The 22,004-nt window shown below is 71.0% G+C and carries 22 protein-coding genes; 11 read left to right on the plus strand and 11 right to left on the minus strand.

Annotation, left to right across the window (positions count from 1 at the left end; genetic code table 11):
- Nucleotides 1-85: 85 nt before the first annotated feature.
- Nucleotides 86-853: an enoyl-CoA hydratase gene (locus ACO2Q3_RS08085; protein ID WP_423306049.1), complete on the plus strand. Its 768-nt coding sequence runs from the start codon at nt 86-88 to the stop codon at nt 851-853.
- Between the two features lie 51 nt (nt 854-904).
- On the opposite strand, the gene rpmF is transcribed toward ACO2Q3_RS08085, so the two are convergent.
- The 6 genes from rpmF to secG form a co-directional block, all read right to left on the minus strand.
- Nucleotides 905-1,087 carry a 50S ribosomal protein L32 gene (gene rpmF / locus ACO2Q3_RS08090; RefSeq protein ID WP_423306050.1) on the minus strand — a complete coding sequence of 61 codons (183 nt, stop codon included), beginning with the start codon at nt 1,085-1,087 and terminating at the stop codon, nt 905-907.
- Between the two features lie 125 nt (nt 1,088-1,212).
- Nucleotides 1,213-1,539, minus strand: a complete 327-nt coding sequence (locus ACO2Q3_RS08095; protein ID WP_423306051.1) for an MmcQ/YjbR family DNA-binding protein — start codon at nt 1,537-1,539, stop codon at nt 1,213-1,215.
- Between the two features lie 20 nt (nt 1,540-1,559).
- Nucleotides 1,560-1,892, minus strand: a complete 333-nt coding sequence (locus ACO2Q3_RS08100) for an MmcQ/YjbR family DNA-binding protein (protein ID WP_423306053.1) — start codon at nt 1,890-1,892, stop codon at nt 1,560-1,562.
- Nucleotides 1,892-2,851 carry an alpha/beta fold hydrolase gene (locus tag ACO2Q3_RS08105; RefSeq protein ID WP_423306054.1) on the minus strand — a complete coding sequence of 320 codons (960 nt, stop codon included), beginning with the start codon at nt 2,849-2,851 and terminating at the stop codon, nt 1,892-1,894. The genes ACO2Q3_RS08100 and ACO2Q3_RS08105 overlap by 1 nt, the downstream gene beginning before the upstream one ends.
- An 82-nt stretch (nt 2,852-2,933) precedes the next feature.
- The gene (locus ACO2Q3_RS08110; RefSeq protein ID WP_423306055.1) at nt 2,934-4,571 is read right to left on the minus strand and encodes a CTP synthase; all 1,638 of its coding nucleotides are present in this window, start codon (nt 4,569-4,571) and stop codon (nt 2,934-2,936) included.
- A gap of 65 nt (nt 4,572-4,636) precedes the next feature.
- Nucleotides 4,637-5,311, minus strand: coding sequence for a preprotein translocase subunit SecG (gene secG, locus ACO2Q3_RS08115; RefSeq protein ID WP_423306056.1), 675 nt, complete (start codon nt 5,309-5,311; stop codon nt 4,637-4,639).
- A 137-nt stretch (nt 5,312-5,448) separates the two neighbouring features.
- Between secG and ACO2Q3_RS08120 the strand changes: the two genes are divergently transcribed.
- Nucleotides 5,449-5,943, plus strand: a complete 495-nt coding sequence (locus ACO2Q3_RS08120) for a GNAT family N-acetyltransferase (protein ID WP_423306057.1) — start codon at nt 5,449-5,451, stop codon at nt 5,941-5,943.
- Between the two features lie 32 nt (nt 5,944-5,975).
- Here the strand turns inward: ACO2Q3_RS08120 and tpiA are convergent, their stop codons facing one another.
- A complete protein-coding gene (gene tpiA, locus ACO2Q3_RS08125; RefSeq protein WP_423306927.1) occupies nt 5,976-6,686 on the minus strand; it encodes a triose-phosphate isomerase in 711 nt (236 codons plus the stop codon).
- A 187-nt stretch (nt 6,687-6,873) separates the two neighbouring features.
- Here tpiA and ACO2Q3_RS08130 point away from each other — a divergent pair, with 187 nt between their 5' ends.
- The gene (locus ACO2Q3_RS08130) at nt 6,874-8,853 is read left to right on the plus strand and encodes a peptidyl-prolyl cis-trans isomerase (RefSeq protein WP_423306058.1); all 1,980 of its coding nucleotides are present in this window, start codon (nt 6,874-6,876) and stop codon (nt 8,851-8,853) included.
- 11 nt (nt 8,854-8,864) lie between these two features.
- Nucleotides 8,865-10,397 (plus strand): anthranilate synthase component I, encoded by a 1,533-nt coding sequence (gene trpE, locus ACO2Q3_RS08135; RefSeq protein ID WP_423306059.1) that lies wholly within the window; start codon nt 8,865-8,867, stop codon nt 10,395-10,397.
- A 247-nt stretch (nt 10,398-10,644) separates the two neighbouring features.
- On the opposite strand, the gene ACO2Q3_RS08140 is transcribed toward trpE, so the two are convergent.
- Complete coding sequence (locus ACO2Q3_RS08140) at nt 10,645-10,851, minus strand: hypothetical protein (RefSeq protein WP_423306060.1); 207 nt, start codon at nt 10,849-10,851, stop codon at nt 10,645-10,647.
- A 94-nt stretch (nt 10,852-10,945) separates the two neighbouring features.
- On the opposite strand from ACO2Q3_RS08140, the gene ACO2Q3_RS08145 reads away from it, so the two are divergent.
- The 4 genes from ACO2Q3_RS08145 to lexA all read left to right on the plus strand — a co-directional run bounded on the left by ACO2Q3_RS08145 (nt 10,946) and on the right by lexA (nt 14,245).
- Nucleotides 10,946-11,536 carry an anthranilate synthase component II gene (locus ACO2Q3_RS08145; protein WP_423306061.1) on the plus strand — a complete coding sequence of 197 codons (591 nt, stop codon included), beginning with the start codon at nt 10,946-10,948 and terminating at the stop codon, nt 11,534-11,536.
- A 13-nt stretch (nt 11,537-11,549) separates the two neighbouring features.
- Nucleotides 11,550-12,566: an anthranilate phosphoribosyltransferase gene (trpD, locus tag ACO2Q3_RS08150; protein ID WP_423306062.1), complete on the plus strand. Its 1,017-nt coding sequence runs from the start codon at nt 11,550-11,552 to the stop codon at nt 12,564-12,566.
- The gene (gene trpC / locus ACO2Q3_RS08155) at nt 12,563-13,351 is read left to right on the plus strand and encodes an indole-3-glycerol phosphate synthase TrpC (protein WP_423306063.1); all 789 of its coding nucleotides are present in this window, start codon (nt 12,563-12,565) and stop codon (nt 13,349-13,351) included. The genes trpD and trpC overlap by 4 nt, the downstream gene beginning before the upstream one ends.
- Before the next feature lie 201 nt (nt 13,352-13,552).
- Nucleotides 13,553-14,245, plus strand: coding sequence for a transcriptional repressor LexA (gene lexA / locus ACO2Q3_RS08160; RefSeq protein WP_423306064.1), 693 nt, complete (start codon nt 13,553-13,555; stop codon nt 14,243-14,245).
- Here the strand turns inward: lexA and ACO2Q3_RS08165 are convergent.
- Nucleotides 14,226-16,277 carry a ComEC/Rec2 family competence protein gene (locus tag ACO2Q3_RS08165; RefSeq protein ID WP_423306065.1) on the minus strand — a complete coding sequence of 684 codons (2,052 nt, stop codon included), beginning with the start codon at nt 16,275-16,277 and terminating at the stop codon, nt 14,226-14,228. The two genes, lexA and ACO2Q3_RS08165, sit on opposite strands and share 20 nt — an antisense overlap.
- 154 nt (nt 16,278-16,431) lie before the next feature.
- Here ACO2Q3_RS08165 and gltX point away from each other — a divergent pair, with 154 nt between their 5' ends.
- The 3 genes from gltX (at nt 16,432) to ACO2Q3_RS08180 (ending at nt 19,992) form a co-directional block, all read left to right on the plus strand.
- Complete coding sequence (gene gltX / locus ACO2Q3_RS08170) at nt 16,432-17,850, plus strand: glutamate--tRNA ligase (RefSeq protein ID WP_423306066.1); 1,419 nt, start codon at nt 16,432-16,434, stop codon at nt 17,848-17,850.
- 57 nt (nt 17,851-17,907) lie between these two features.
- A complete protein-coding gene (gene gltA, locus ACO2Q3_RS08175; protein WP_423306067.1) occupies nt 17,908-19,188 on the plus strand; it encodes a citrate synthase in 1,281 nt (426 codons plus the stop codon).
- Nucleotides 19,189-19,302: 114 nt separating this feature from the next.
- Nucleotides 19,303-19,992 (plus strand): DUF4328 domain-containing protein, encoded by a 690-nt coding sequence (locus tag ACO2Q3_RS08180; protein WP_423306068.1) that lies wholly within the window; start codon nt 19,303-19,305, stop codon nt 19,990-19,992.
- On the opposite strand, the gene lpxB is transcribed toward ACO2Q3_RS08180, so the two are convergent.
- On the minus strand, nt 19,970-21,157 hold the full coding sequence (lpxB, locus tag ACO2Q3_RS08185; RefSeq protein ID WP_423306069.1) for a lipid-A-disaccharide synthase: 1,188 nt from the start codon (nt 21,155-21,157) through the stop codon (nt 19,970-19,972). The genes ACO2Q3_RS08180 and lpxB overlap by 23 nt on opposite strands.
- Nucleotides 21,154-21,993, minus strand: coding sequence for a UDP-2,3-diacylglucosamine diphosphatase (gene lpxI, locus ACO2Q3_RS08190; protein WP_423306070.1), 840 nt, complete (start codon nt 21,991-21,993; stop codon nt 21,154-21,156). Before lpxI ends, lpxB begins: the two co-directional genes overlap by 4 nt.
- Nucleotides 21,994-22,004: the final 11 nt, after the last annotated feature.

Here is a 22,004-nt window from a genome sequence, read left to right on the forward strand (position 1 = left end):
AACAGCCGAACGGGGATGACGCGACGGCCATCTTGACGGGAGTCGCCCGATCCGGGTCCTTCGCGGGAACGGAGGATCCCAACCCATGCTGCTGATCGAGAAGAATGCCGGCGTCGCCACGGTGACGCTGAACCGCCCCGAGGCGATGAACGCCCTGTCGCGGGCCCTGCGGGCGGCGCTGCACGACGCCATCGTGCAGCTGTCGGCGGACGACGCGGTGAGCGTGCTGGTGCTGACCGGCGCCGGCCGCGCCTTCACGGCCGGGCTGGACCTGAAGGAGCTGGGCAGCGATCCGAACGGCATGGGCGCGGCCAACGCCACCGGCGCAGCGGAGAACCCGGTGCTGGCGCTGCTGCAGTGTCCCAAGCCGATCATCGGCGCGATCAACGGGGTGGCCATCACCGGCGGCTTCGAGGTGGCGCTGGCCTGCGACGTGCTTATCGCCTCCACCGAGGCCCGGTTCGCCGACACCCACGCGCGGGTCGGCATCATGCCTGGCTGGGGCCTGTCGCAGCGGCTGTCGCGGGTGATCGGCCCCTACCGCGCCAAGGAGCTGTCGCTGACCGGCAACTTCCTGGACGCCCGGACGGCGGCGGACTGGGGGCTGGTGAACCGGGTCGTGTCGCCGGAAGCGCTGATGCCGACCGCGCTGAAGCTGGCCGCCGACATGGCCACGATCCCGGCCGAGACGCTGGCGACCTACAAGCGCATCATCGACGAGGGCTACGCCCTGCCGTTCGGCGCGGCGCTGAAGCACGAGACCGACGTCTCGACGCCGCACAACCGCGCGGTGACCCCGGAAATGGTCGAAGCCCGCCGGGCAGCCATTCAGGCGCGCGGGCGGGCTCAATAGGCTCTGAACTTTGGGCGGCCCCGGCTCAGGCCGGGGCTTGCCGAAGACGGACTAGTCTTCCTTCGGCGTCAGGATCTGACGGCCGCGGTACATGCCGGTCTTCAGGTCGACATGGTGCGGACGGCGCAGCTCGCCGGTGTCCTTGTCTTCGATGTAGCTGTTGGCTTCCAGCGCATGGTGCGAGCGGCGCATGTTGCGACGCGACGGGGATACTTTTCGCTTGGGAACGGCCATGGCTGTGGTCTTCTGCGTTCAAATGAATGCGGCGGCCGGTTGAGGGCCGCCGTGGGAGCGCGGGTGTATGCCGCAAAAGGCTCCACAGTTCAAGGGGGCGCGCCGCACCCCCCGCCCTGGCTGTGTCAGGCCCTCAGCCGCCTGGGCGCGACACCGCTCCAGGCCAGCCTCAGCAACGAATCGACCAGCCCGGTGTCGGCCCGCTCGTACCAGACGAAGGTGGAGCCCTTGCGGCCCCAATAGCCGGCGACCGGCTCGACGATTCCCGGATGCGCCTCGGCCAGGTTGCGCTGGTCCTCGGGGTCGAGCTTCACCATCATGCGCGGATGGGCCACATGCAGGGTCGAGAAGATCTTCCCGGCGACGCGGAACGACGGCATGCCGTGGTGATCCGCCTCCACCGCTTCCGGCAGGGCCAGCGCCAGGGCGCGGATCTCGTCGGGCGTGACCACGGTCCAGCTCCCCTCCCCCGTCAGCCCAGATGCGCGCGGACCAGCCGCCGCGGCGCCACATGGCTCCAGGCGAGGCGCAACAGGAGCGCCATCAGGACGTCGTCGCAAGCCTCGGGATGCACGGAGGTCCAGCCGTGGTGGCTGTAGAGCCGCGCCGGCCGCACCGCCTGGGGATGGCCCTCGATCATGTTCAGCTGGTCTTCGCGCTCCAGCTTGACGGTGATGTGGTCGGCGCCGGCCGGCATGATGCAGAAGATGCGATCGTGGACCCAGAACGTCGGCTGCCCTCGATGCGGTCGCTCGAACGCCTCCGGCAGGGCCAGGGCCGTGGCGCGGATCGCCTCCGCGAGCATCAGGGCGCCGTCGCGGGCGGGGTCGTGGCGGCGGGCGGCTGGCTGATCGAGCGCAGCCAGGTCACCGCGGCCACCACATAGCGCCGGTCGCGGCCTAGCGGCGAGACGTGGCTGGCGCCCAGCACGCTCAGGGTCCAGCCGCGCGCCGAGCGGTCGGCCGGCGCCATCTCGGCGTCGCGCCAGCCGAAGCGGCTCAGCAGGTCGGCCTTGCTGGCGGCGATCACCACCACGGTCGGGACCTGCCGCGGCGACCCGCCCAGGGCCCGGGCGGCGCTGAGGCCAGGGGTGACCATCCGGTCCTCGTTGCGGCCGATCTGCAGGCTGCACAGCGAGGTCAGCGACTCGCGCTTGCGCTCGGCCGCCTCGCCGGTCAGGCCCTCGTGGCGGATGACGAAACCGGCGATCAGCGGGGCCAGGTGCATCCGCCCGGCCACGAACGCCAGGCCGGCGATCCGGCGCTCGTCGTCCAGGGCGTTCATCAGCACCTTGTGGTCCAGATCGTCGCTGCCGACGCCGTTGACGTAGACAAGTCCCGCCAGGCGGTCCGGCCACATGGCGGCGAAGGTCTCGGCGTAGAGGGCGCCATTGGAGTGGCCCACCAGGATCACCGGCGCGGTCTCGCCCATGCCATCCAGCAGGTCGGCCAGCTCGTGGGCGATGGACACCACGTCCTCGCCGCCGGGCCGGCGCGGCGAACGGCCAAGGCCGCCGCGGTCGTAGGCGCAGACCCGGCCGTCCCGGGCCAGGTCCGGCAGCAGATGGTCCCAGTCGGCGGAGATGCCAAAGGCGCCCGATTCCAGGATCACGGTCGGCGCGGCGGTCTTCTCGCCGCGGCAGTCGACCCACAGCTGGCGGCCGGAGGCGGTGCGCTGCAGGCCGGCGGCGGCCGCGCCCGGGCCCCACGCGCCGGCGATCAGGACGGCCGCCAGCGCCGGCAGGATGGACCGCAAACGACGCACGCTGGCACTCCCGGACCGCGACACCCATGTCGCGACGCTAGGAAGGGCGATCAGGCGCGATCGCGCAAGAGCCGGGGCGTAGCTAGACCAGCCGGCTCTGCACCAGGGCGGCGTGGATGAAGCTGGCGAATAGCGGGTGCGGCGCGAACGGCCGGCTCTTCAGCTCCGGATGGTACTGCACGCCGATGAACCACGGGTGGTCGGTGCGCTCGACGATCTCCGGCAGCACGCCGTCGGGGGAGACGCCGGTGATCTTCAGGCCCGCGCCCTCGATCGCCTCGCGATAGCCGATGTTGACCTCGTAGCGGTGCCGGTGGCGTTCGCTGATCGTGGTCTCGCCATAGATCTCGGCCACCCGCGATCCCGGCGTCAGATGCGCCTCGTAGGCCCCCAGCCGCATAGTGCCGCCCAGGTCGTCGCCGGCGCCGCGGGTCTCGCGCTCGTTGCCGCGCACCCATTCGGTCATCAGGCCGACCACCGGCTCCTTGGTGGGGCCGAACTCGGTGGACGAGGCGCAGGCGATGCCGGAGACGTTCCGCACGGCCTCGATCACCGCCATCTGCATGCCGAAGCACACGCCGAAATAGGGGATCGACCGCTCGCGCGCGTATTTGGCGGCCAGGATCTTGCCCTCAGCCCCGCGTTCGCCGAAGCCGCCGGGCACCAGGATGCCGTGCGCGCCTTCCAGGCGGGTCGCCGCATCGCCGTCGCCGCCCTCGAACACCTCGCTCTCGACCCAGTCGAAGTTGACCTTCACCCGGTTGGCCACGCCGCCGTGCACCAGGGCCTCGATCAGCGACTTGTAGGCGTCCTTGAGCACCGTGTACTTGCCCACCACGGCGATGGTCACCTCGCCGTCGGGCTGGGTGATGGTGCCGGAGATGCCCTGCCAGCGCGACAGGTCGGGGGCCGGAGCGTCCTTCAGGCCGAACACGTCGAGCACCTCGGTGTCCAGGCCCTGGGCGTGGTACTCCAGCGGCACGGCGTAGATGTTCGGCGCGTCCATCGCCTGGATCACCGCCGACGGGCGGACGTTGCAGAACAGGCCGATCTTGCGCTTCTCGTCGGGCGGAATCGGCTGTTCGCAGCGGCACAGCAGCACGTCGGGCTGGATGCCGATCGAGCGCAGCTCCTTGACCGAGTGCTGCGTCGGCTTGGTCTTCATCTCGCCGGCCGTCTTGATGTACGGCAGCAGCGTCAGGTGCACGAAACAGGCGTGCTGGCGCGGCAGCTCCTGGCCCAGCTGGCGGATCGCCTCGAAGAACGGCAGGCCCTCGATGTCGCCCACCGTGCCGCCGATCTCCACCAGCACGAAGTCCACGCCCTCGCCCGGATCGGCCAGGACGAAGCGCTTGATCTCGTCGGTGACGTGCGGGATCACCTGGACGGTGGCGCCGAGGTAGTCCCCGCGCCGCTCCTTCTCGATGATGGTCTTGTAGATCTGGCCGGTGGTGATGTTGTCGGCCTTGGTCGCCGAAACGCCTGTGAAGCGCTCGTAGTGGCCGAGGTCGAGGTCGGTCTCGGCCCCGTCGTCGGTGACGAACACCTCGCCGTGCTGGTAGGGGCTCATCGTCCCCGGGTCCACGTTCAGATACGGGTCCAGCTTACGCAAGCGGACCTTGTATCCACGAGCCTGCAAAAGCGCGCCGAGCGCCGCGGAGGCGAGACCTTTTCCCAGGGAGGAGACCACGCCGCCGGTGATGAAAATGTACCGGGCCATGGGCGTTCAGGTTAGCAGCGATTCGCCGGTGGCGTCCCGCCTGGCGGGCGCGGTTTTCGGCCGCATCATGGCGTCGGGGTCTTGGCGGCGTCGGAGTCGGCCTTGGGCGGCGGCGGCGTGATCACCGGGGGGGCCTCGGGCGCGGCGGCCGGCGAAGCGGCCGCGGCGCTGTGCGCCGGCTTGGCCGGCTTGGGCGCGGCGGGCCTGGCCGCTTCGGGCTTGGCCGCTTCGGGCTTGGCGGCCTCGGGCTTCGCAGCCGCCTGGGGCTTGGACGCCGGCTGCGGCCGGACCGCTTCCGGATGCGCCGCGGGCGCGGGGATGGCGGTCGGCGCGACGGGCGCGGCGATCGGGGCGGACGGCAGCGCCGGCGGGGCCAGGCCGCCCGGCTGGGCGCCGGGGGCGATCGGGGTCAGCGGGGCGATGGGCGCGCCGGTGGGCGCCGGCGTCGCGCCCGGAGTGGTCAGCGGCGCGGCCGGGCCGAGCTTCAGGCGGTTGACGATCGCCTGGTTGGAACGGTCATGCGCGCCGATCAGGGTCAGCGCCAGGCTCAGGCTCAGGAACAGGGCGAACAGGATCCAGGTGGTGCGGGTCAGCAGGTCGCCTGCGCCGCGCGCGGTGACCAGGCCGGCCGGTCCGCCGCCGGCTCCCAGGGCGCCGCCCTCGGAACGCTGCATCAGGACAACGCCGACCAGGGCCGCACAGACCAGGACGTTCAGGGTGAGCAGGAGGCCATAGAGCATGAAGAACAAGGACTTTCAGTTCACCGGGCCTGGCCCCGGCGCAAGAAGGCGCCCCTCTAGCATCACGGGGTCGGACGCGCCATAGCTAGGTAGCCGCATGCGTGAGGCCAAGCGCCATGATCCTGGAAACCGAACGCTTGACCTTGAGACCGCTGAGCGAGGCCGACAGCGCGCCGCTGCACACCCTGATGAGCGATCCCGACGTGATGGCGCACTGGGACATCGGCGCGATCGAGGATCCGGACCTGACCGACGCCATCGTCGCCTCGCAGATCAGCGCCATGAACGACGGCCACGCCCAGCACTGGGCGATCACGCTGACGGCGACAGGGGGGTTCCTTGGAGTCTGCGACCTGTCGGACATCGACCGCTGGCACCACAGGGGCGAGATCGGCTTCCTGCTGGGCCGCGACGCCTGGGGCCAGGGCTATGCGCTGGAGGCCATGCGCGCCGTGGTGACCCAGGCCGCGGCGCTCGGCCTGCGCCGGCTGACGGCGCGCACCCACGTCGGCAACCTGCGGTCTGAACAGCTGCTGGCCAAGCTCGGCTTCGAGATGGAGGGCTATCTGCGCGGCCACATCCAGCGCGACGGCGAACGCCGCGACTGCCGGCTGTTCGGCCTGCTGCTCTAGCTTTCGCGGCCTTCGCGGTCGGCCGCACGGGCTCAGAGCGCCTCGAAGATGGCGATGAAGTCCGCGGCCTTGAGCGAGGCGCCGCCGACCAGGGCGCCGCCGACCTCGGCGGTGCGCAGGATCTCGGCCGCGTTGCCCGGCTTCACCGAGCCGCCGTACAGGATCGGGATCGCCCGCCCCTGTTCGCCGAAGCCTTCGACCAGGGCGGCGCGGATGGCGGCATGGACCTCGGCGATCTGTTCGACGGTCGGGGTCAGGCCGGTGCCGATCGCCCAGACCGGCTCGTAGGCCACCGCGAACGGCTTGCCCGCCAGGGCCTCCGGCAGCGAGCCGCGAACCTGGCCGGTGACCACCGCCAGGGTCTGCTCCGCCTCCCGCTCGGCCAGCGTCTCGCCGACGCAGACGATCGGCTCCAGCCCGGCCCGCAGCGCCGCCTCCGCCTTGGCGGCGACCAGGGCGTCGGTCTCGCCGTAGCCCGCGCGCCGCTCCGAGTGGCCCAGGATCACCAGGCTGGCGCCCGCGTCGGCCAGCATCTCGGCGGCGATGTCGCCGGTGAAGGCGCCCTGCGGTTCGGGCCGGCAGTCCTGGCCGCCGATCTCCAGCAGGGTGCCGCCGACCAGCTGCGTCAGCCGGTGGATCAGCGTCGCCGGCGGGCAGATCGCCACCCGCGCCGCGGCCGGCCGCGCCTCCAGCGCCTCGACCATGGCCCGCGCCTCGTCGAGGGCGGCTTCCAGGCCGTACATCTTCCAGTTTCCGGCGATCAGCGGACGATAGGTGGTCACGGGCCCCCGTTTCCTTCCAGATTTCAGCGTCGGCCGGACGCCTAGGGCAAAGGCCGGCGGCTGTCACGCGCTTGCCGCGCGAGGGAGGCGTCCACTATACCGCCCGGGAGCGGCCGTCCTTCGCGCCCGCGCTTTGGCAAGAGACCTGATGACCGGCTCCATCCGCCCGACTGCCCGCAATCCCATCGCCGTGGCCATGATGGGCATCCTGACCCTGGTGTTCCTGATCATCGGCGTCAGCGGCGGCGGCGGCGGCCTGCCGAACGCCTTCCGGTCGATCGACGCCAACGCGGTGATCGTCGCGGGGTCGCACACCGTCAGCCAGGCCGAGTTCAAGCGCATCTTCGAGCAGCGCAAGCAGCAGATCGACCAGCAGCAAGGCCAGCCGGTGCCGCTGGACCTCCTGGTGGAGAACGGCATCGACCAGCAGATCGTCGATACCCTCGCCGCCGAGCGCTCCGAGCTGGAGATGCTGAGCCGCGCGGGCATTCGCCCGTCGAACAGCATGATCGACGCCTTCCTCAAGCGCCAGCCGCGCTTCCAGAACCCGGTCACCGGGGCCTTCGACGCCTCGGCCTACACCGGCTGGCTGCAGTCCGAGGGGCTGACGGCCCGGGAGGTGCAGGAAGAGGTGCGCGACGAGCTGGCCGACGAACAGTTCGGCCTGGGGCTGCGCTACGGCTTCCACGCGCCGCGGATCTACACGGCGGTGGCCGTCGCCCAGGCGTTCGCGAACCGCGACGTCAGCTTCTTCGTGCTCGACCAGCACGCCGTGGCGCCCGTGCCGCCCCCCACCGACGCCCAGCTGGTGGCCTACATGAAGGCGCACGCCACCGACTTCACCCTGCCGGAGATGCGCACCTTCACCCTGGTGCGGTTCTCGGCCAAGGAGCAGCAGGCCTCGGTGACCGTCGACGACGCGGCGCTGCAGCGCGAATACAACTTCAAGAAGGACTCGCTCTCCAAGCCGGAGACCCGGTCCCTGGTGCAGATCCCGGTGAAGTCGGCCGCCCAGGGCGCCGACGTCGCCGCCCGGCTGGGCAAGGGCGAGGATCCCGCCTCGGTGGCCAAGGCCATCGGCGCCCAGCCCATCGACTATGCGGACAAGCCCAAGAGCGCCGTGGTCGACGCCAAGATCGCCGCCGCGGCCTTCGGCATGAGCGTCGGCCAGGTGCAGGTGGTGCAGGGCGACCTGGGCCTGGGCGTGGTCAAGGTCAGCAAGATCACGCCTGGCCAGGTGATGACCTTCGAGCAGGCGCGCCCGCAGCTGGAACAGGCGATCCGCGAGCGCGGCGCCCGCGCCAAGGTCGGCGCCATGACCGACAAGTTCGACGAGGCCCGCGATGGCGGCGCCAGCCTGACCGACGCGGCGCAGAAGGCCGGCGCGACGGTGGTCAGCATCGGCCCGGTCACCGCCCAGGGGCAGGATCTGACCGGCAAGCCGGTCGCCGGCCTCGACCCCAAGATCCTCAAGAGCGCCTTTGCCGAGGCGCTGGGCGGTCCGGGGACCGACACCCAGGCCATCTCCAGCGGCGAGTCGTTCGCCCTTCGGGTCGACAAGATCAGCCCCCCCGCCCTGCCGCCGGTCGACCAGAACCGCGACGCCCTGGCGCGGCGCTACACCGCCGAGACCCTGTTCAACGAGCTGAAGGCCAAGGCCGACGCCCTGATGGCGCAGATCCGCAAGGGCGGCTCGCTCGAGGCCGCCGCCGCTCAGGTGAACGGCCACGTGACGCACCAGGTCGGCCTGCAGCGGGTCACCGCCCAGCAGCAGGTGCAGACCCTGGGCCAGCCGTTCCTGCAAGCGATCTTCGGGGTGAAACCCGGCGAAGTGTTCGACGCCCTCGGCCCGACGGGCCTCTACATCGCCAGGCTGGACGCGGTGCGCGCCGGCGACACCACGCAAATGGCCCGCGCCGTCCAGTCCTACGGACCACGCGTGTCGGAGGCCTACGCCGGCGACATCTACCAGGCGGCGCAGGGCGCGTCGCAGCACATGGTCAAGCCGCGCACCAACATCAACGCCGCACGCACGGCGATCGGCGTCAGCGCCGAGACCCTGGCCAAGCTGAAGGCGCAGGCCGCAAAGCCCGGCAAGGCGACCACCCCGGCCAAGCCCGCCTCCTGATCGCCAGAGCCATGATCGAACCCGCCTACGAAGACTTCGAACGCGCCTATGCGAACGGCCAGGCCCAGGTGGTCTGGACGCGGCTGGTGGACGACCTGGAAACCCCGGTCTCCGCCTATCTGAAGATCGCCCACGGCCGGCCGTACGCCTTCCTGTTCGAGTCCGTCGAGGGCGGCGCCTGGCGCGGGCGCTATTCGATCGTGGCGATGAAGCCGGACCTCGTCTGGCGCTGCCGCGGCGACAAGGCGGAAGTCGCGCGGGGGGAGGCCATCGCGCGCGGCCAGTTCACGCCGGAGACCGACGGGGCGCTGGAATCCCTGCGCGACCTGGTGGCCGCCTCGCGGCTGGAACTGCCCAAGGGGTTGCCGCCGATGGCGGCGGGCCTTTTCGGGGCGCTGGGCTATGACATGATCCGGCTGGCCGAGCGCCTGCCGCACATCAATCCCGACCCGCTGGACCTGCCCGACGGGATCATGATCCGGCCCTCGATCGTCGCCATCTTCGACGCCATCGCCCAGGAGATCATCCTGGTGACCACGGTGCGCCCCTCGGCCCTGTCGGCCAAGGTCGCCTACGACCAGGCGTCCGCGCGGCTGCAGGCGGTGATCGTCGACCTGGGCAAGACCCTGCCCGGCCCCGGCGCTCGCCCCGCGCCGCTGGGCGACGAGTTCACCTCGCCGGTCAGCCGCCAGGACTATTGGGCCATGGTGGAGAAGGCCAAGGACTACATCCGCGCTGGCGACATCTTCCAGGTGGTGCCGAGCCACCGGTTCCGCGCGCCGTTCCCGTACGAACCGTTCGCCCTCTACCGCTCGCTGCGGCGCACGAACCCCTCGCCGTTCCTGTTCTACCTGAACTTCCCGGGCTTCCAGCTGGTCGGATCGTCGCCGGAGATCCTGGTGCGGCTGCGCGACGGCAAGATCACCATCCGCCCGATCGCCGGCACCCGCCCCCGCGGCGCCACGCCCGAGGAAGACCTGGCGCTGGAGGAGGAGCTGAAGGCCGATCCCAAGGAGCGGGCCGAACACCTGATGCTGCTCGACCTGGGCCGCAACGACGTCGGCCGGGTGGCCATGCTTGGCCAGGAGGGGCTGAACCAGCCCCGCGCCGCCGGCAAACGCGGGCCGCACGTGCGGGTCACCGACAGCTTCTTCATCGAGCGCTACAGCCACGTGATGCACCTGGTGTCCAACGTCGAGGGCGACGCCCCCGAGCGGGTCGATCCGGTGGACGTGCTGATGGCCGCCCTGCCCGCGGGCACCCTGTCCGGCGCGCCCAAGGTGCGGGCGATGGAAATCATCGACGAGCTGGAACAGGAGAAGCGCGGCATCGGCTACGCCGGCGCGGTGGGCTACTTCGGCGCCGACGGCTCGGTGGACACCTGCATCGTGCTGCGCACGGCCCTGGTCAAGGAAGGCGTGATGTACGTGCAGGCCGGCGGCGGGGTGGTCGCCGACAGCGACCCGGACGCCGAGTACGAGGAAACCGTCCACAAGTCCCGCGCCCTGCGCAAAGCCGCGCAGGAAGCCTGGCGCTTCGCCTGAATCAGCAGCCGCCCCTTTCCTTCTCCGTCACCCTCGGCCCTGTGCCGAGGGGCCATGCACACGGGAGACCGGGTGGCGCGCTTCGAAGGGCGCGCCACGCACCGGTGGCCGCCGCGAGCGCCCTGCGACGCTCCGCTGCCGCTCGCGACTTAATTTCACGTGTTCATGGATCCTCGGGACTGACGCCCGAGGATGACGGTGGGGAGGGTGGGCGCAGACGGGGCGCGCGGCGCCGGCCCGGCCCGCCCTAGCGGCCCTGCGTCGCCGCGTGCGGCGCTTCGCTGAACACCGGCGGCAGCACGATCCACACCGTCGCCAGGGCCAGGGCCGAGACCGCGAACAGCGCCGCGGCCGCCACCGCAGCCAGGGCGGGATCGCGCGCCACGGGCGCCTTCAGCAGGGCGCGGGCGCGTTGCAGCGCCACCTTTTCGATCGGCGAATCGACAGTGCTCATGGCGTCACAGTGGCCCGCCCTGCCCCGTCCGCCAACGCGGTCCCTTGGCGCAGCGGCCGCTTGCGCTTAAGTACCGGGCCTCGCGAGGCGCCCCATGATCCTGGTCATCGATAACTACGACAGCTTCACCTACAACCTCGTCCACTACCTGAACGAGCTTGGGGCGGAGACCACGGTCTATCGCAACGACAAGATCACCGTGCAGGACGCCCTGGCCCTTCGCCCCGAGGCGGTGCTGCTGTCGCCGGGTCCGTGCACGCCCAACGAGGCGGGCATCTGCCTGCCGCTGATCTCCGGCGCGCCGGACGACCTGCCGATCCTCGGCGTCTGCCTGGGCCACCAGGCCATCGGCCAGGCCATGGGCGGCGAGGTGATCCGCGCCAAGGCCCTCATGCACGGCAAGACCAGCCCGATCCACCACGCCGGCAAGGGCATCTTCAAGGGCCTGCCCGACCCATTCACCGCCACCCGCTACCACAGCCTTTCGGTGCGGCGCGAAACCCTGCCCGACGTGCTGGAGATCACCGCCTGGACCGACGACGGCGAGATCATGGGCTTCCAGCACAAGACCCGACCGCTGCATGGGGTGCAGTTCCACCCCGAGAGCATCGCCACCGAGGGCGGCCATCAGCTGCTGCTGAACTTCATGGATCTGGCGAGCGTGCAGCGCCTCGTCGAGGCCTGAGCGCGGCGAGATCATGTCTGACGCCTTCAAGCCGCTGCTGGCCAGACTCGCCGACGGCGCCACCATGGACGAGCCCGACGCCGAGGCCTTCTTCGCCGCCTGTCTGCGCGGCGAGCCGAGCCCGGCGCAGATCGCCGCGGCGGTCACCGCCATGCGCATGCGCGGCGAGACCGTCGGCGAGATCACGGCCTGCGCGCGGGCCATGCGGCGGGCCGCCACGGTGCTGGAGCACCCCTTCCAGGTGATCGACGTCTGCGGCACCGGCGGTGACGGGCTGCACACCCTGAACATCTCCACCGCCGTCGGCTTCGTGGCCGCGGGGGGCGGGCTGAAGGTCGCCAAGCACGGCACGCGCGCGGTGTCGTCGCGTTCCGGGTCGTCGGACGTGCTGGGCGCCCTCGGCGTGAACATCGCGGCGGGCCCCGACCGGCAGCGCGAGGCGCTGGAGCGCGCGGGGATCTGCTTCCTGTTCGCGGTCGCCCACCACGGGGCGCTGCGGCACGTGATGCCGGTGCGCCAGGAGCTGGGGTTCCGCACCGTGTTCAACCTGCTGGGGCCGCTGTCCAATCCGGCGGGGGCGCAGCGCCAGTTGCTGGGCGTCTACGACCCGCGCTGGGTCGAACCCCTGGCCAGGGTGCTGGGGGCCCTGGGCGCCGAGCGCGCCTGGGTCGTGCATGGCGAGGGCCTCGACGAGATGAGCACGACCGGGGTCACCCAGGTCGCCGAGTGGCGCACCGGCGCCGGCGTCCGCCTGTTCAATGTCACCCCCGAGGCCGTGGGCCTGCCCCGCGCCGCGCTTTCGGACCTGACCGGCGGCGACGCCGCGGCGAACGCCGAGGCCCTGCGGGCGCTGCTGGCCGGCGCCATGGGCGCCTATCGCGATATCGTCCTGCTCAACGCGGCGGCGGCCTTCCTGGTGGCGGACCGGGCCGAGACCCTGCGCGAAGGCGTCGACATGGCCGCCCACGCCATCGATTCCGGCGCGGCCCTGCGGGCGCTGGACACCCTCGTGGAGATCACGCGAGCATGAGCGACATCCTCGCCAGGATCGCGGCCTACAAGCGCGAGGAGGTCGCCGAGCGGCGCGCGACGGAGACTCAAGGGCAGGTCGACGCGCGCGCCGCCCTCGCCTCGCCGCCCCGCGGTTTCCGCGCTGCCCTGGAGCGGGCGCACGCGCCAGGCCGTCTGGCGCTGATCGCCGAGATCAAGAAGGCTTCGCCGTCCAAGGGGCTGATCCGGCCGGACTTCGACCCCACCGCCCACGCGAGGGCCTATGAGGCCGGCGGCGCGGCCTGCCTGTCCGTGCTCACCGACACCCCCAGCTTCCAGGGGGCCGACGCCTACCTGACGGCGGCCCGGCAGGCCGTCGCCCTGCCCGCCCTGCGCAAGGAGTTCCTGGTCGATCCCTGGCAGGTGGCCGAATCCCGCGCCCTGGGCGCCGACGCCATCCTGGTGATCCTGGCCATGGTGGACGACAGCCTCGCCGCCGACCTGATCGCCGAGGCGGCGCGGTTCGGCATGGACGTGCTGATCGAGACCCATGACGAGGCCGAACTCGACCGCGCCGTGGCGCTGGGCGGCGGCATGATCGGCGTCAACAACCGCGACCTGCGCACCTTCGTCACCGACCTGGCGATCACCGAGCGCCTTGCGGGCCGGGTTCCTGCCGGAGCCCTGCTGGTCACCGAGAGCGGCATCTTCACCCCCGCCGACGCCGCCCGGCTGGAAGCCGCCGGGGCGGTGGCGATGCTGGTCGGCGAGAGCCTGATGCGCCAGGCCGACGTCGCGGCCGCCACCCGCGCCCTGCTGGGCTGAGCCGCGACTCGGGCGCCTGTGGAGACCTGCTTCCGGCTGGACGGCCGGATTCACCGTCGCGGGGCGTTCATCGCCTCCCTATCCCCTTGAAATCACGTTGCTTTGCCGTTCACTTGACATTAAGAAAGAACGCCTAGAGAACATCCAAATGTTTTTGGTTTGTTCCTGACCGGCGCTCCGGCGGGTGAAGGCGAGGCGGCGATGCTCACGCGCAAACAACACGAACTGCTCATGTATATCCATGAGCGGATCAAGGAGACCGGAGTCTCGCCGTCGTTCGACGAGATGAAGGAGGCGCTGGATCTGGCCTCCAAGTCGGGAATTCACCGCCTGATCACGGCGCTGGAGGAACGCGGCTTCCTGCGCCGCCTGCCGCACCGGGCGCGGGCGCTGGAGGTCACCAAGCTGCCGGAACAGGCTACCGCCGCGGCGCCGCCCAAGGGCCGGTCCGCCTTCCGTCCGCAGCTGATCGAGAACGCCGGCCCCGCCGCGCCGGTCGCGGCCAACGACGTGCGCGACCTGCCGGTCCTCGGCCGTATCGCCGCCGGCACGCCGATCGAGGCCATCCAGCACGAGCGCGACCGCCTGCAGGTCCCCGAGAGCATCCTGGGCGCCGGCGAGCACTATGTGCTGGAGGTGCAGGGCGACTCGATGATCCAGGCCGGCATCCTCGACGGCGACTATGTGGTGATCCGCAAGACCAGCACCGCCAACTCCGGCGAGATCGTCGTCGCCCTAGTGATGGGCGAGGAAGCCACGCTGAAGCGCCTGCGCAAGAAGGGCGCCTCGATCGCCCTGGAGGCCGCCAACCCGGCCTACGAGACCCGCATCTTCGGCCCCGACCAGGTGGCCGTGCAGGGCAAGCTGGTGGGGCTCATTCGCCGCTATCACTAGCCTGCGACCAGGGACGGCGTCCGCGCACGTCCTGGGCCCAGACCACGTTCCAGCCCCGCGACGCCCGATAGAGCTCGGCTGAGCCGCCGCGGGCGAAGTCCTCGCCGGTGAGCATCGGCTTGCCCGCGCAGGCCGGGGTGGCGGCGACCTTCGTGGCGCGGATCAGGATCAGGTCGGCGTTGCGGCAGAGGTCGTCCAGCTCGGCTCCGGCCGGCGTGCGGTGGATCCACCACAGCACCACGCGGCCACCGCTGGCGGTGACGGCGCCGCAGATCCGCCGGTCGCAGTCGAACGGCCGGGTGCGGGCCGGATCGTCGTCCTCCAGCATGAAGGCCTGCCGCCGCGACCACATGTCGGCGGCGAACAGCCTGACCTTGGGCCGCAGCAGCCAGGCGGTATGGCCGTCCTGCACGGCCGCGGCCGCCGCATCCGACGCCACCCAGACTTCCGGCGCCGGGGGCCGGGGCCACAGGCTCACCATCAGGGCGCACGGCAGGCCGATCCAGCGCAGGCGGCCCTTCCAGAGGCACAGCATCAGGATGCCGAGAAACGCGACCGGCAGGGTGAAGTCCGGCTTGCTGGGCACGGTCCACACCGACCAGGGCAGGCCGGAGAACCAGCCCGACACCCGATAGAGCAGGTCGATGCCCCAGCCGGCGAGCGCCAGCAGCGGCGCGCCGAGGTGGAAGGTCTCCGCCAGCGCGCCCAGCGCCAGGGCCGGCATGATGACGAAGGTCTCCAGCGGCTCGGTGACCAGGTTGGCGCCCAGGCCATAGACGGCGGTGCGATTGAAGTCCTGCACCCCGAACGGCTCGGTGGCGAGGCCGGCCACGAAGCTGGCGGCCAGGCTGATCGCCAGCCAGCCGAACCCCTGCTGCACAACGCGGATCGGCCAGGGGACGCTGATCGGATGCGGCCGTCGCGGCCAGACCTCGGCCAGGGCCACCAGCGCGGTGGTGGCGGCGAACGACATCTGGAAGCCGGGCTGGACGATGGCCTCCGGCTGCAGCAGCAGGATGGTCAGGGCGGCGATGGCCAGGACGTGCAGGCTGATCGCCCGCCGGTCGACCAGGATGGCGCCGAACACCAGGCTGGCGGTGATCGCCGAGCGCTGCGCCGGCGGCGGCGCGCCGGACACCAGCAGGTACAGCAGGATCGCCGCCAGGCCGACGGCCGCGGCCACCTTCTTGCCCGGAACCCGCAGCGCCAGCCAGGGCCACAGCGCCACCAGCAGCCGGACCGCCAGGAACACGAAGCCGCCGACGATGGCCATGTGCACGCCGCTGATCGAGATGATGTGCGCCAGGCCCGAGTTGCGCAGGCTGGTCTGATCGTCGTCGGACAGCCAGGCCTGGTAGCCGGTGATCATCGCCACCCCGAGCCCGGCGGACTTTGCGTCCATGTCGCCGGCTATGCGGCGGCTCAACGCCCAGCGGGCCTGGTTGATCGCCAGCTCGATCCGCAGGGCGAGCGGCGGCGGCGGCAGGCTGATCAGTTCGGGCGAGGCCTTGGAGAACCCCACCGCGCCGATGCCCTGGAAATATTCGTCCCGGGCGAAATCGTAGGCTCCGGGACTGGCCGGGGCTGGCGGGGGGCTGATGAAGGCGGCCAGGCGCACCGCCCTGCCCGGCCCGATCATGAGGTCGCCGGGGACGGTCACCCGCAGGCGGTTGGGCAGCTGGTCTCGGCGCAGGCGGCCGATGCGCACCGGGGCGATCATCAGCCGCGCCCGTCCGGAGGCGGCGCTCGGCACGTCGGTGACCCAGCCTTCGACCAGGGTGCTCTGCGAGAACGGCGCGATCGGCGCGGCGACCCGCAGGGTGCGGATGCGGCCGGCCGCCAGCCCGCCGGCGAACAGGGCGGCGTAGAGGACGAGGATGATCAGGGCGCGGCTTCGGCTCCAGCGGCGCGCCGCCAGCGCCAGCAGCGTCGCCGCCCCGGCGAGCGCCAGCAAGGGTCCCAGCGGCGGCTCGTCTGGCAGGGCGAAATACACCGCCGCGCCGCCGCCGAACGCGATCGGCGCCCCCAGCATCCAGCGGTCGAGCTGCGCCGCGCCCTCGGCGGCCAGCCAGGCCCGCAGCGCGGCCGTACTAGGAAGCCGCGCGCGGCGCGTGCTAAGAGGCCGCGCCCTCGACCCGGGCGCCCACGCGCCCGGCCCGGCCCGTTCTCCCGCAATCGGATCACCTATGTCCTCCGCCCCCAAGTCTCCTGTCGTCACCCGTATCGCCCCGTCGCCCACCGGTTCCATGCATATTGGCAACGCAAGGTCGGCGCTTTTCAACTGGCTGTATGCAAAGCACACCGGCGGCACGTTCCTGTTGCGCATCGAGGACACCGACCGCGAGCGCTCCACCGAGGCCTCGGTGCAGGTGATCTTCGACAGCCTGAGCTGGCTGGGGCTGCAGTGGGACGGCGAGCCGGTGTTCCAGTTCGCCCGCGCGGCGGTGCACAAGGCGGCCGTGCAGCGGCTGATCGAGGCCGGCCACGCCTACGCCTGCTACATGACCGTCGACGAGGCGGAGATCCTCAAGGAGAAGTCCCGCGCCGAGGGCCACGCCCTGCGCTCGCCCTGGCGCGACCGCACGCCGGGCCCGATGGAACAGGGCAAGCCGCATGTGATCCGCTTCCGCACCCCGGACGAGGGCGAGACCGTGGTGGAGGACCTGGTCCGCGACACGGTCCGCTTTCCCAACAAGGACATCGAGGACTTCGTCCTGCTGCGGACGGATGGAACGGTGATCTACAACCTCGGCGTCACCGTCGATGATCACGACATGGGCGTCACCCACGTGATCCGCGGCGAGGAGCACCTGAGCAATGCCGGACGCCAGACCCTGCTCTATCGCGCCCTGGGCTGGCCGGTTCCGACCTTCGCCCACTTGCCGCTGATCCTGGGCAAGGACGGCGGCAAGCTGTCCAAGCGGCACGGCGCCCAGTCGGTGGGCGAGTTCCGCGACATGGGCTACCTGCCTGAGGCGGTGCGCAACTACCTGGCCAAGCTGGGCTGGGGGCATGGCGACGACGAACTGTTCACGGACGATCAGGCGATCGCCTGGTTCGACGTGCGCGACGTGGTCAAGGCCGGCGCGCGCCTCGACTTTGACAAGCTGAACCACGTCAACAACTGGCACATCCGCCGCGCCGACGACGCCCGCCTGGCCGGCCTGGTGCTGCCGATCCTGCAAGGCCGCGGCCTGGATCTGCCGGCCGATGCGACCGCGAAGCTCCAGGTCGTGATCCCGCTGGTCAAGGAGGGCGCAAAGACCCTCATCGAGCTGGCGGATTTGTCCATTTACGCCCTGAAATCCCGGCCGCTGTCGCTGGACGACAAGACCCTGGGCCACCTGAACGACGAGACCCGGGCGCGCCTGGCGCGTCTGCTGGAGCACCTGCGCGCGGCCAACGACTGGACCCCTGCGGGCCTGCAGGAGTCCTTGAAACTGTTCGCGGAATCCGAAGGTGTCGGGCTGGGCAAGATCGGCCCAGCCTTACGTGGCGTCCTCTCCGGCGGCGCCCCCGCGCCGGACCTCGGCAGCGCCCTCGCCTCCCTGGGCCGGGAGGAGAGTTTCGGCCGCATTCAAGACGCCCTTTCGCAAGTGCGGTAAGGCGGTATAAGGGCCTCGAACACGCGTTTGCGCTCATGAATTTTGAAGGGGAACGGCATGGCTGATTACGCCTCGTTGTCGATCGGCGGAAAGAGCTACGATCTGCAGGTGATCAAGGGCACCACCGGCCCGGACGTCGTCGATGTGCGCAAGCTGTACGGCGACGCCGACGTCTTCACCTACGACCCCGGCTTCACCTCCACCGCCTCGTGCGAGAGCAAGATCACCTACATCGACGGCGACGCCGGCGTGCTGCTGCACCGCGGCTATCCCATCGAGCAGCTGGCCGAGAACTCCTCGTTCCTCGAGGTCTGCTACCTGCTGCTGAACGGCGAGCTGCCGAGCGCCAGCGAGTTCGCCGACTTCGAGAAGACCATCACCTACCACACCATGCTGCACGCGCAGTTCGATCGGTTCTTCACCGGCTTCCGCTCCGATGCGCACCCGATGGCGATCATGACCGGCGCGGTGGGCGCCCTGTCGGCCTTCTACCACGACAGCATCAACGTTGATGATCCCAAGCAGCGCGAGATCTCGGCGCATCGCCTGATCGCCAAGATGCCGACCATCGCGGCGCGCGCGTTCAAGTACTCCGTCGGCCAGCCGTTCGTGTCGCCGCGCAACGACCACAGCTACGCCGAGAATTTCCTGCGCATGGCCTTCTCCGTGCCGGCCGAGGACTGGAAGCCGAACCCGGTGCTGACCCGCGCCATGGACCGGATTTTCATCCTGCACGCCGATCACGAGCAGAATGCTTCCACCTCGACGGTGCGCCTGGCCGGCTCGTCGGGCGCCAACCCGTTCGCCTGCATCGCGGCCGGCATCGCCTGCCTCTGGGGCCCGAGCCACGGCGGCGCCAACGAAGAAGCCCTGATGATGCTGCAGGAGATCGGCAGCGTCGAGAACATCCCGGACTACGTCCAGGGCGTGAAGGACCGCAAGTACCGGCTGATGGGCTTCGGCCACCGGGTCTACAAGAACTTCGACCCGCGGGCCAAGGTCATGCAGAAGACCTGCCACGAGGTGCTGGCCGAGATCGGCGACAGCGACGATCCGCTGCTGAAGGTCGCCATGGAACTCGAAAAGGTCGCCCTCAACGACCCCTATTTCGTCGACCGCAAGCTGTACCCGAACATCGACTTCTATTCGGGCATCACCCTGAAGGCGATGGGCTTCCCGACCACCATGTTCACCGTGCTGTTCGCCCTGGCCCGCACCGTGGGCTGGATCAGCCAGTGGAAGGAAATGTTCGAGGACCCGCAGCGCAAGATCGGCCGTCCCCGCCAGCTCTACACCGGCGCCCTGAAGCGCGACTACGTCCCGCTCGAGAACCGCTGACACCGATACCGGGCGGCCTCGTCGAGGCCGCCCACCCTCTGCCGCCACCGCGGCCCTTGTTGAAGGCCATCAATCAGGCTTTGCTGCGCGCCGATCCCAGCGGCGAGGTGCGGCATGACCGAGGCGGGCGCGAAGCCTCCCAGGACCTATGAACCGAAAGACCCCGCCGGCCTCTCCCGGCTGGTGATCCTGTTCCTGTGGATCGACCTTGTGGTCGGCCTCTTCAATGGCGTGTCGACCCTGGCCGAGCTGCAGATCCTCGGACGCCTGCCGATGGACACGCCGGTCTCCCTCACCGAGATCCCCGGCCTGCCCCCGGTCGCCGAGGTAGTCCGCGCGGTGGTCGGCCTGGCGGTGCTGGTCAGCTTCGTGGCGACCGGGTTTCTCTGCCTGAAGTGGGTCTACCGCGTCAGCCTCAACGCCCACGCGCTGATCCCGACGCTGACCATCAGCCCCGGCTGGGCGGTGGGCTGGTACTTCGTGCCGATCGCCCTGCTGCTCAAGCCGTTCCAGGCCATGAAGGAGACCTGGCAGGCCAGCGCCAACCCCGCCGCCTGGCGCAGCGTGGACACGCCGTCGCTGCTGCGCTGGTGGTGGTTCCTGTGGCTGCTGAGCTCGATCCTGGGCAACCTGTCGTTCCGCCTGCAGCTGGAGGCCAAGAGCCTCGACCTGGTCCTGGCGAGCGACGTGGTCGACATCGTCGGCGCCGTCGTGGCGATCCCGCTCAACCTGGTGTTCATCCGCATCGTGCGGCGGGTGAACGACATGCAGGTCGGCGCGCTCAGCCAGCGGGTGTTCGCCTAAGGCCTTGCTCGCCCAGCTCGGCGATCACCGCCTCGGCCGCACGATCGGCCGGATCGCCCATGGTGCGACCCATGCCGTCGAGGGCGGCGTTTTGCGCGGCGACCTGACGGGCGGCCGCGGCCGGATCGTCCAGCAGCGCAGCCAGCGCCTGCGCCAGCGCGGGACCGTTGCATCGGTCCTGGATGAACTCCGGCGCGATCTCTCGTCCGGCGGCGATGTTCACCAGGGTGATGTACGGTGTACGGATGATGAACCTGGCCAGGAAATGTGTAACGTGGCCAAGGCGATAGCCGACAATCATCGGGCAGCCGGCCAGGGCCAGTTCGGTGGTGACCGTGCCGCTGCAGGCCAGGGCCGCGTCCGCCGCGCGCATGGCGGCAAAGCGGGCGGCCTCGCCCTCGACCACGAAGGCCCGGTGCGGCCAGCCCGCCACGCGGCTCTTGACCAGCGGCGCCACGGTCTCGGCCGCCGGCACGATGATCTGCAGATCGGGGCGGTCGGCCTTCAGGCGGTTGACGGCGTCCTCGAACACCGGCCCCAGGCGCTCGACCTCGCTGGCCCGGCTGCCCGGCAGCACCACCAGCAGCGGCGCGTCGGCTGTGATGCCGAGCTCGTTGCGCAAGCGCTCCGGATCCGCCGCGGAAAGGTCCCTGGCCAGCACCGGATTGCCGACGAAGGTGGCCTTGGCGCCCCAGCGCTCGAACAGCGGCGGCTCGAAGGCGTGCAGGGTCAGCACCTGGCCGAACAGGCGCGGCAGGGCCCTCGCCCGGCTGGGCCGGGTCGCCCATACTTGCGGGGCCACGTACTTGATCAGTGGCAGGTACGGCAGCGCCCGGCGGATGCGCTGGCCGGCGAACCAGCTGAACCCCCAGGCGTCGATCAGCACGGCCACGTCGGGCCGCTCGCGCCGCGCCAGATCCGCCAGGTCGCGCGCCCGCGCCAGCACCGTGGGGAAGGCCAGCAGGCCCTCCAGCAGGCCTACCACCGACAGGGGCGTGAAATCGAAGGCGCTGGCCACGCCGGCCTCCGTCATCTGCCGGCCGCCGGCCCCGATGAACCGGACCTCGTCGCCGAGGCGCGCCTTCAACGCCCTCGCCAGACCCGCGCCCAGGGCGTCCCCCGACGCCTCGGCCGCCACCAGCATCACGCACCAGCGCGCGGTCATTCCCCCTCGGGCGCGGCGCCGTAGAGGAACAGGCCCAGTTCGTCGGCCAGCCGCAGCACCTTGTCACGGTCCAGCAGCAGGGTGCGGCCCGCCTCGCCGGCGATGCCCGCCAGGCCGGCGCGGGCGGCCAGCTGCAGCGTCGCCAGGCCGATCACCGGCAGGTCCACGCGCCGCTCCTGCTGCGGCTTGCTGGCCTTGGCCAGGACGCCGCGTGGCCGCCCCGGCGTACCCCGGATCGCCTGCGGCAGCTCGGCGACGCGGCGCAGCATGGCGTCGGTGCCCTCCTGGGCCTCGACCGCGAGCACCAGCCCCTCGCAGCAGACGGCGCCCTGCCCCACGTCGAGCCGGCCGATGGCCCGCGCCACCAGCATCGCGCGCTCGATGTCCTCGATCTGGGCCGGCGTCGGGGCATGCGCCCCCAGCACCCCGGCCGCCAGGGTCAGCTCGCCCATCACCTCATGGGCGCCCTCGACCTCGAAGCCTTCCTTCTCGAAAGCCCGCACCAGGGTGCTCAACAGGGCGTCGTCGCCCTTGCGCGCCGCCATCAGCACCTGCGGCAGCATGGCCAGGCCGCGCCAGTCGGGCGCCAGCTTGCTGAAGTCCGGCCGCGCCACGCTGCCGGCCAGGCACACCGCCTCGCAGCCGGCGGCCTTCAGTTCGCGGATGCAGCGGCCCAGTTGCGCGACGCCGATGTCGGCGCCCTCGAAGCGCGCCAGCTCCGGCGCCGAAAACCCCTTGAGCCGCACGACGAACAGCGGACGGTCGGCGGAGGCGCAGTGGTTGGCGAGGCTGAGGGGCAGGTTGCCGCCGCCTGCGATCAGACCCAGTTTCTTCATCGCCTCACACC

Source organism: Caulobacter sp. KR2-114, from assembly GCF_049446115.1.
Classification (GTDB): domain Bacteria; phylum Pseudomonadota; class Alphaproteobacteria; order Caulobacterales; family Caulobacteraceae; genus Acaudatibacter.

Excerpts from the sequence above, each read along its gene's own strand:
- ACO2Q3_RS08085 (WP_423306049.1), top strand. The coding sequence starts at position 86 with ATGCTGCTGATCGAGAAGAATGCCGGCGTCGCCACGGTGACGCTGAAC.
- rpmF (WP_423306050.1), bottom strand. The coding sequence starts at position 1,087 with ATGGCCGTTCCCAAGCGAAAAGTATCCCCGTCGCGTCGCAACATGCGC.
- ACO2Q3_RS08100 (WP_423306053.1), bottom strand. The coding sequence starts at position 1,892 with ATGCTCGCGGAGGCGATCCGCGCCACGGCCCTGGCCCTGCCGGAGGCG.
- ACO2Q3_RS08110 (WP_423306055.1), bottom strand. The coding sequence starts at position 4,571 with ATGGCCCGGTACATTTTCATCACCGGCGGCGTGGTCTCCTCCCTGGGA.
- secG (WP_423306056.1), bottom strand. The coding sequence starts at position 5,311 with ATGCTCTATGGCCTCCTGCTCACCCTGAACGTCCTGGTCTGTGCGGCC.
- tpiA (WP_423306927.1), bottom strand. The coding sequence starts at position 6,686 with ATGTACGGCCTGGAAGCCGCCCTCGACGAGGCGCGGGCCATGGTCGAG.
- ACO2Q3_RS08130 (WP_423306058.1), top strand. The coding sequence starts at position 6,874 with ATGACCGGCTCCATCCGCCCGACTGCCCGCAATCCCATCGCCGTGGCC.
- trpE (WP_423306059.1), top strand. The coding sequence starts at position 8,865 with ATGATCGAACCCGCCTACGAAGACTTCGAACGCGCCTATGCGAACGGC.
- ACO2Q3_RS08140 (WP_423306060.1), bottom strand. The coding sequence starts at position 10,851 with ATGAGCACTGTCGATTCGCCGATCGAAAAGGTGGCGCTGCAACGCGCC.
- ACO2Q3_RS08145 (WP_423306061.1), top strand. The coding sequence starts at position 10,946 with ATGATCCTGGTCATCGATAACTACGACAGCTTCACCTACAACCTCGTC.
- trpD (WP_423306062.1), top strand. The coding sequence starts at position 11,550 with ATGTCTGACGCCTTCAAGCCGCTGCTGGCCAGACTCGCCGACGGCGCC.
- trpC (WP_423306063.1), top strand. The coding sequence starts at position 12,563 with ATGAGCGACATCCTCGCCAGGATCGCGGCCTACAAGCGCGAGGAGGTC.
- lexA (WP_423306064.1), top strand. The coding sequence starts at position 13,553 with ATGCTCACGCGCAAACAACACGAACTGCTCATGTATATCCATGAGCGG.
- ACO2Q3_RS08165 (WP_423306065.1), bottom strand. The coding sequence starts at position 16,277 with ATGCTGGGGGCGCCGATCGCGTTCGGCGGCGGCGCGGCGGTGTATTTC.
- gltX (WP_423306066.1), top strand. The coding sequence starts at position 16,432 with ATGTCCTCCGCCCCCAAGTCTCCTGTCGTCACCCGTATCGCCCCGTCG.
- gltA (WP_423306067.1), top strand. The coding sequence starts at position 17,908 with ATGGCTGATTACGCCTCGTTGTCGATCGGCGGAAAGAGCTACGATCTG.
- ACO2Q3_RS08180 (WP_423306068.1), top strand. The coding sequence starts at position 19,303 with ATGACCGAGGCGGGCGCGAAGCCTCCCAGGACCTATGAACCGAAAGAC.
- lpxB (WP_423306069.1), bottom strand. The coding sequence starts at position 21,157 with ATGACCGCGCGCTGGTGCGTGATGCTGGTGGCGGCCGAGGCGTCGGGG.
- lpxI (WP_423306070.1), bottom strand. The coding sequence starts at position 21,993 with ATGAAGAAACTGGGTCTGATCGCAGGCGGCGGCAACCTGCCCCTCAGC.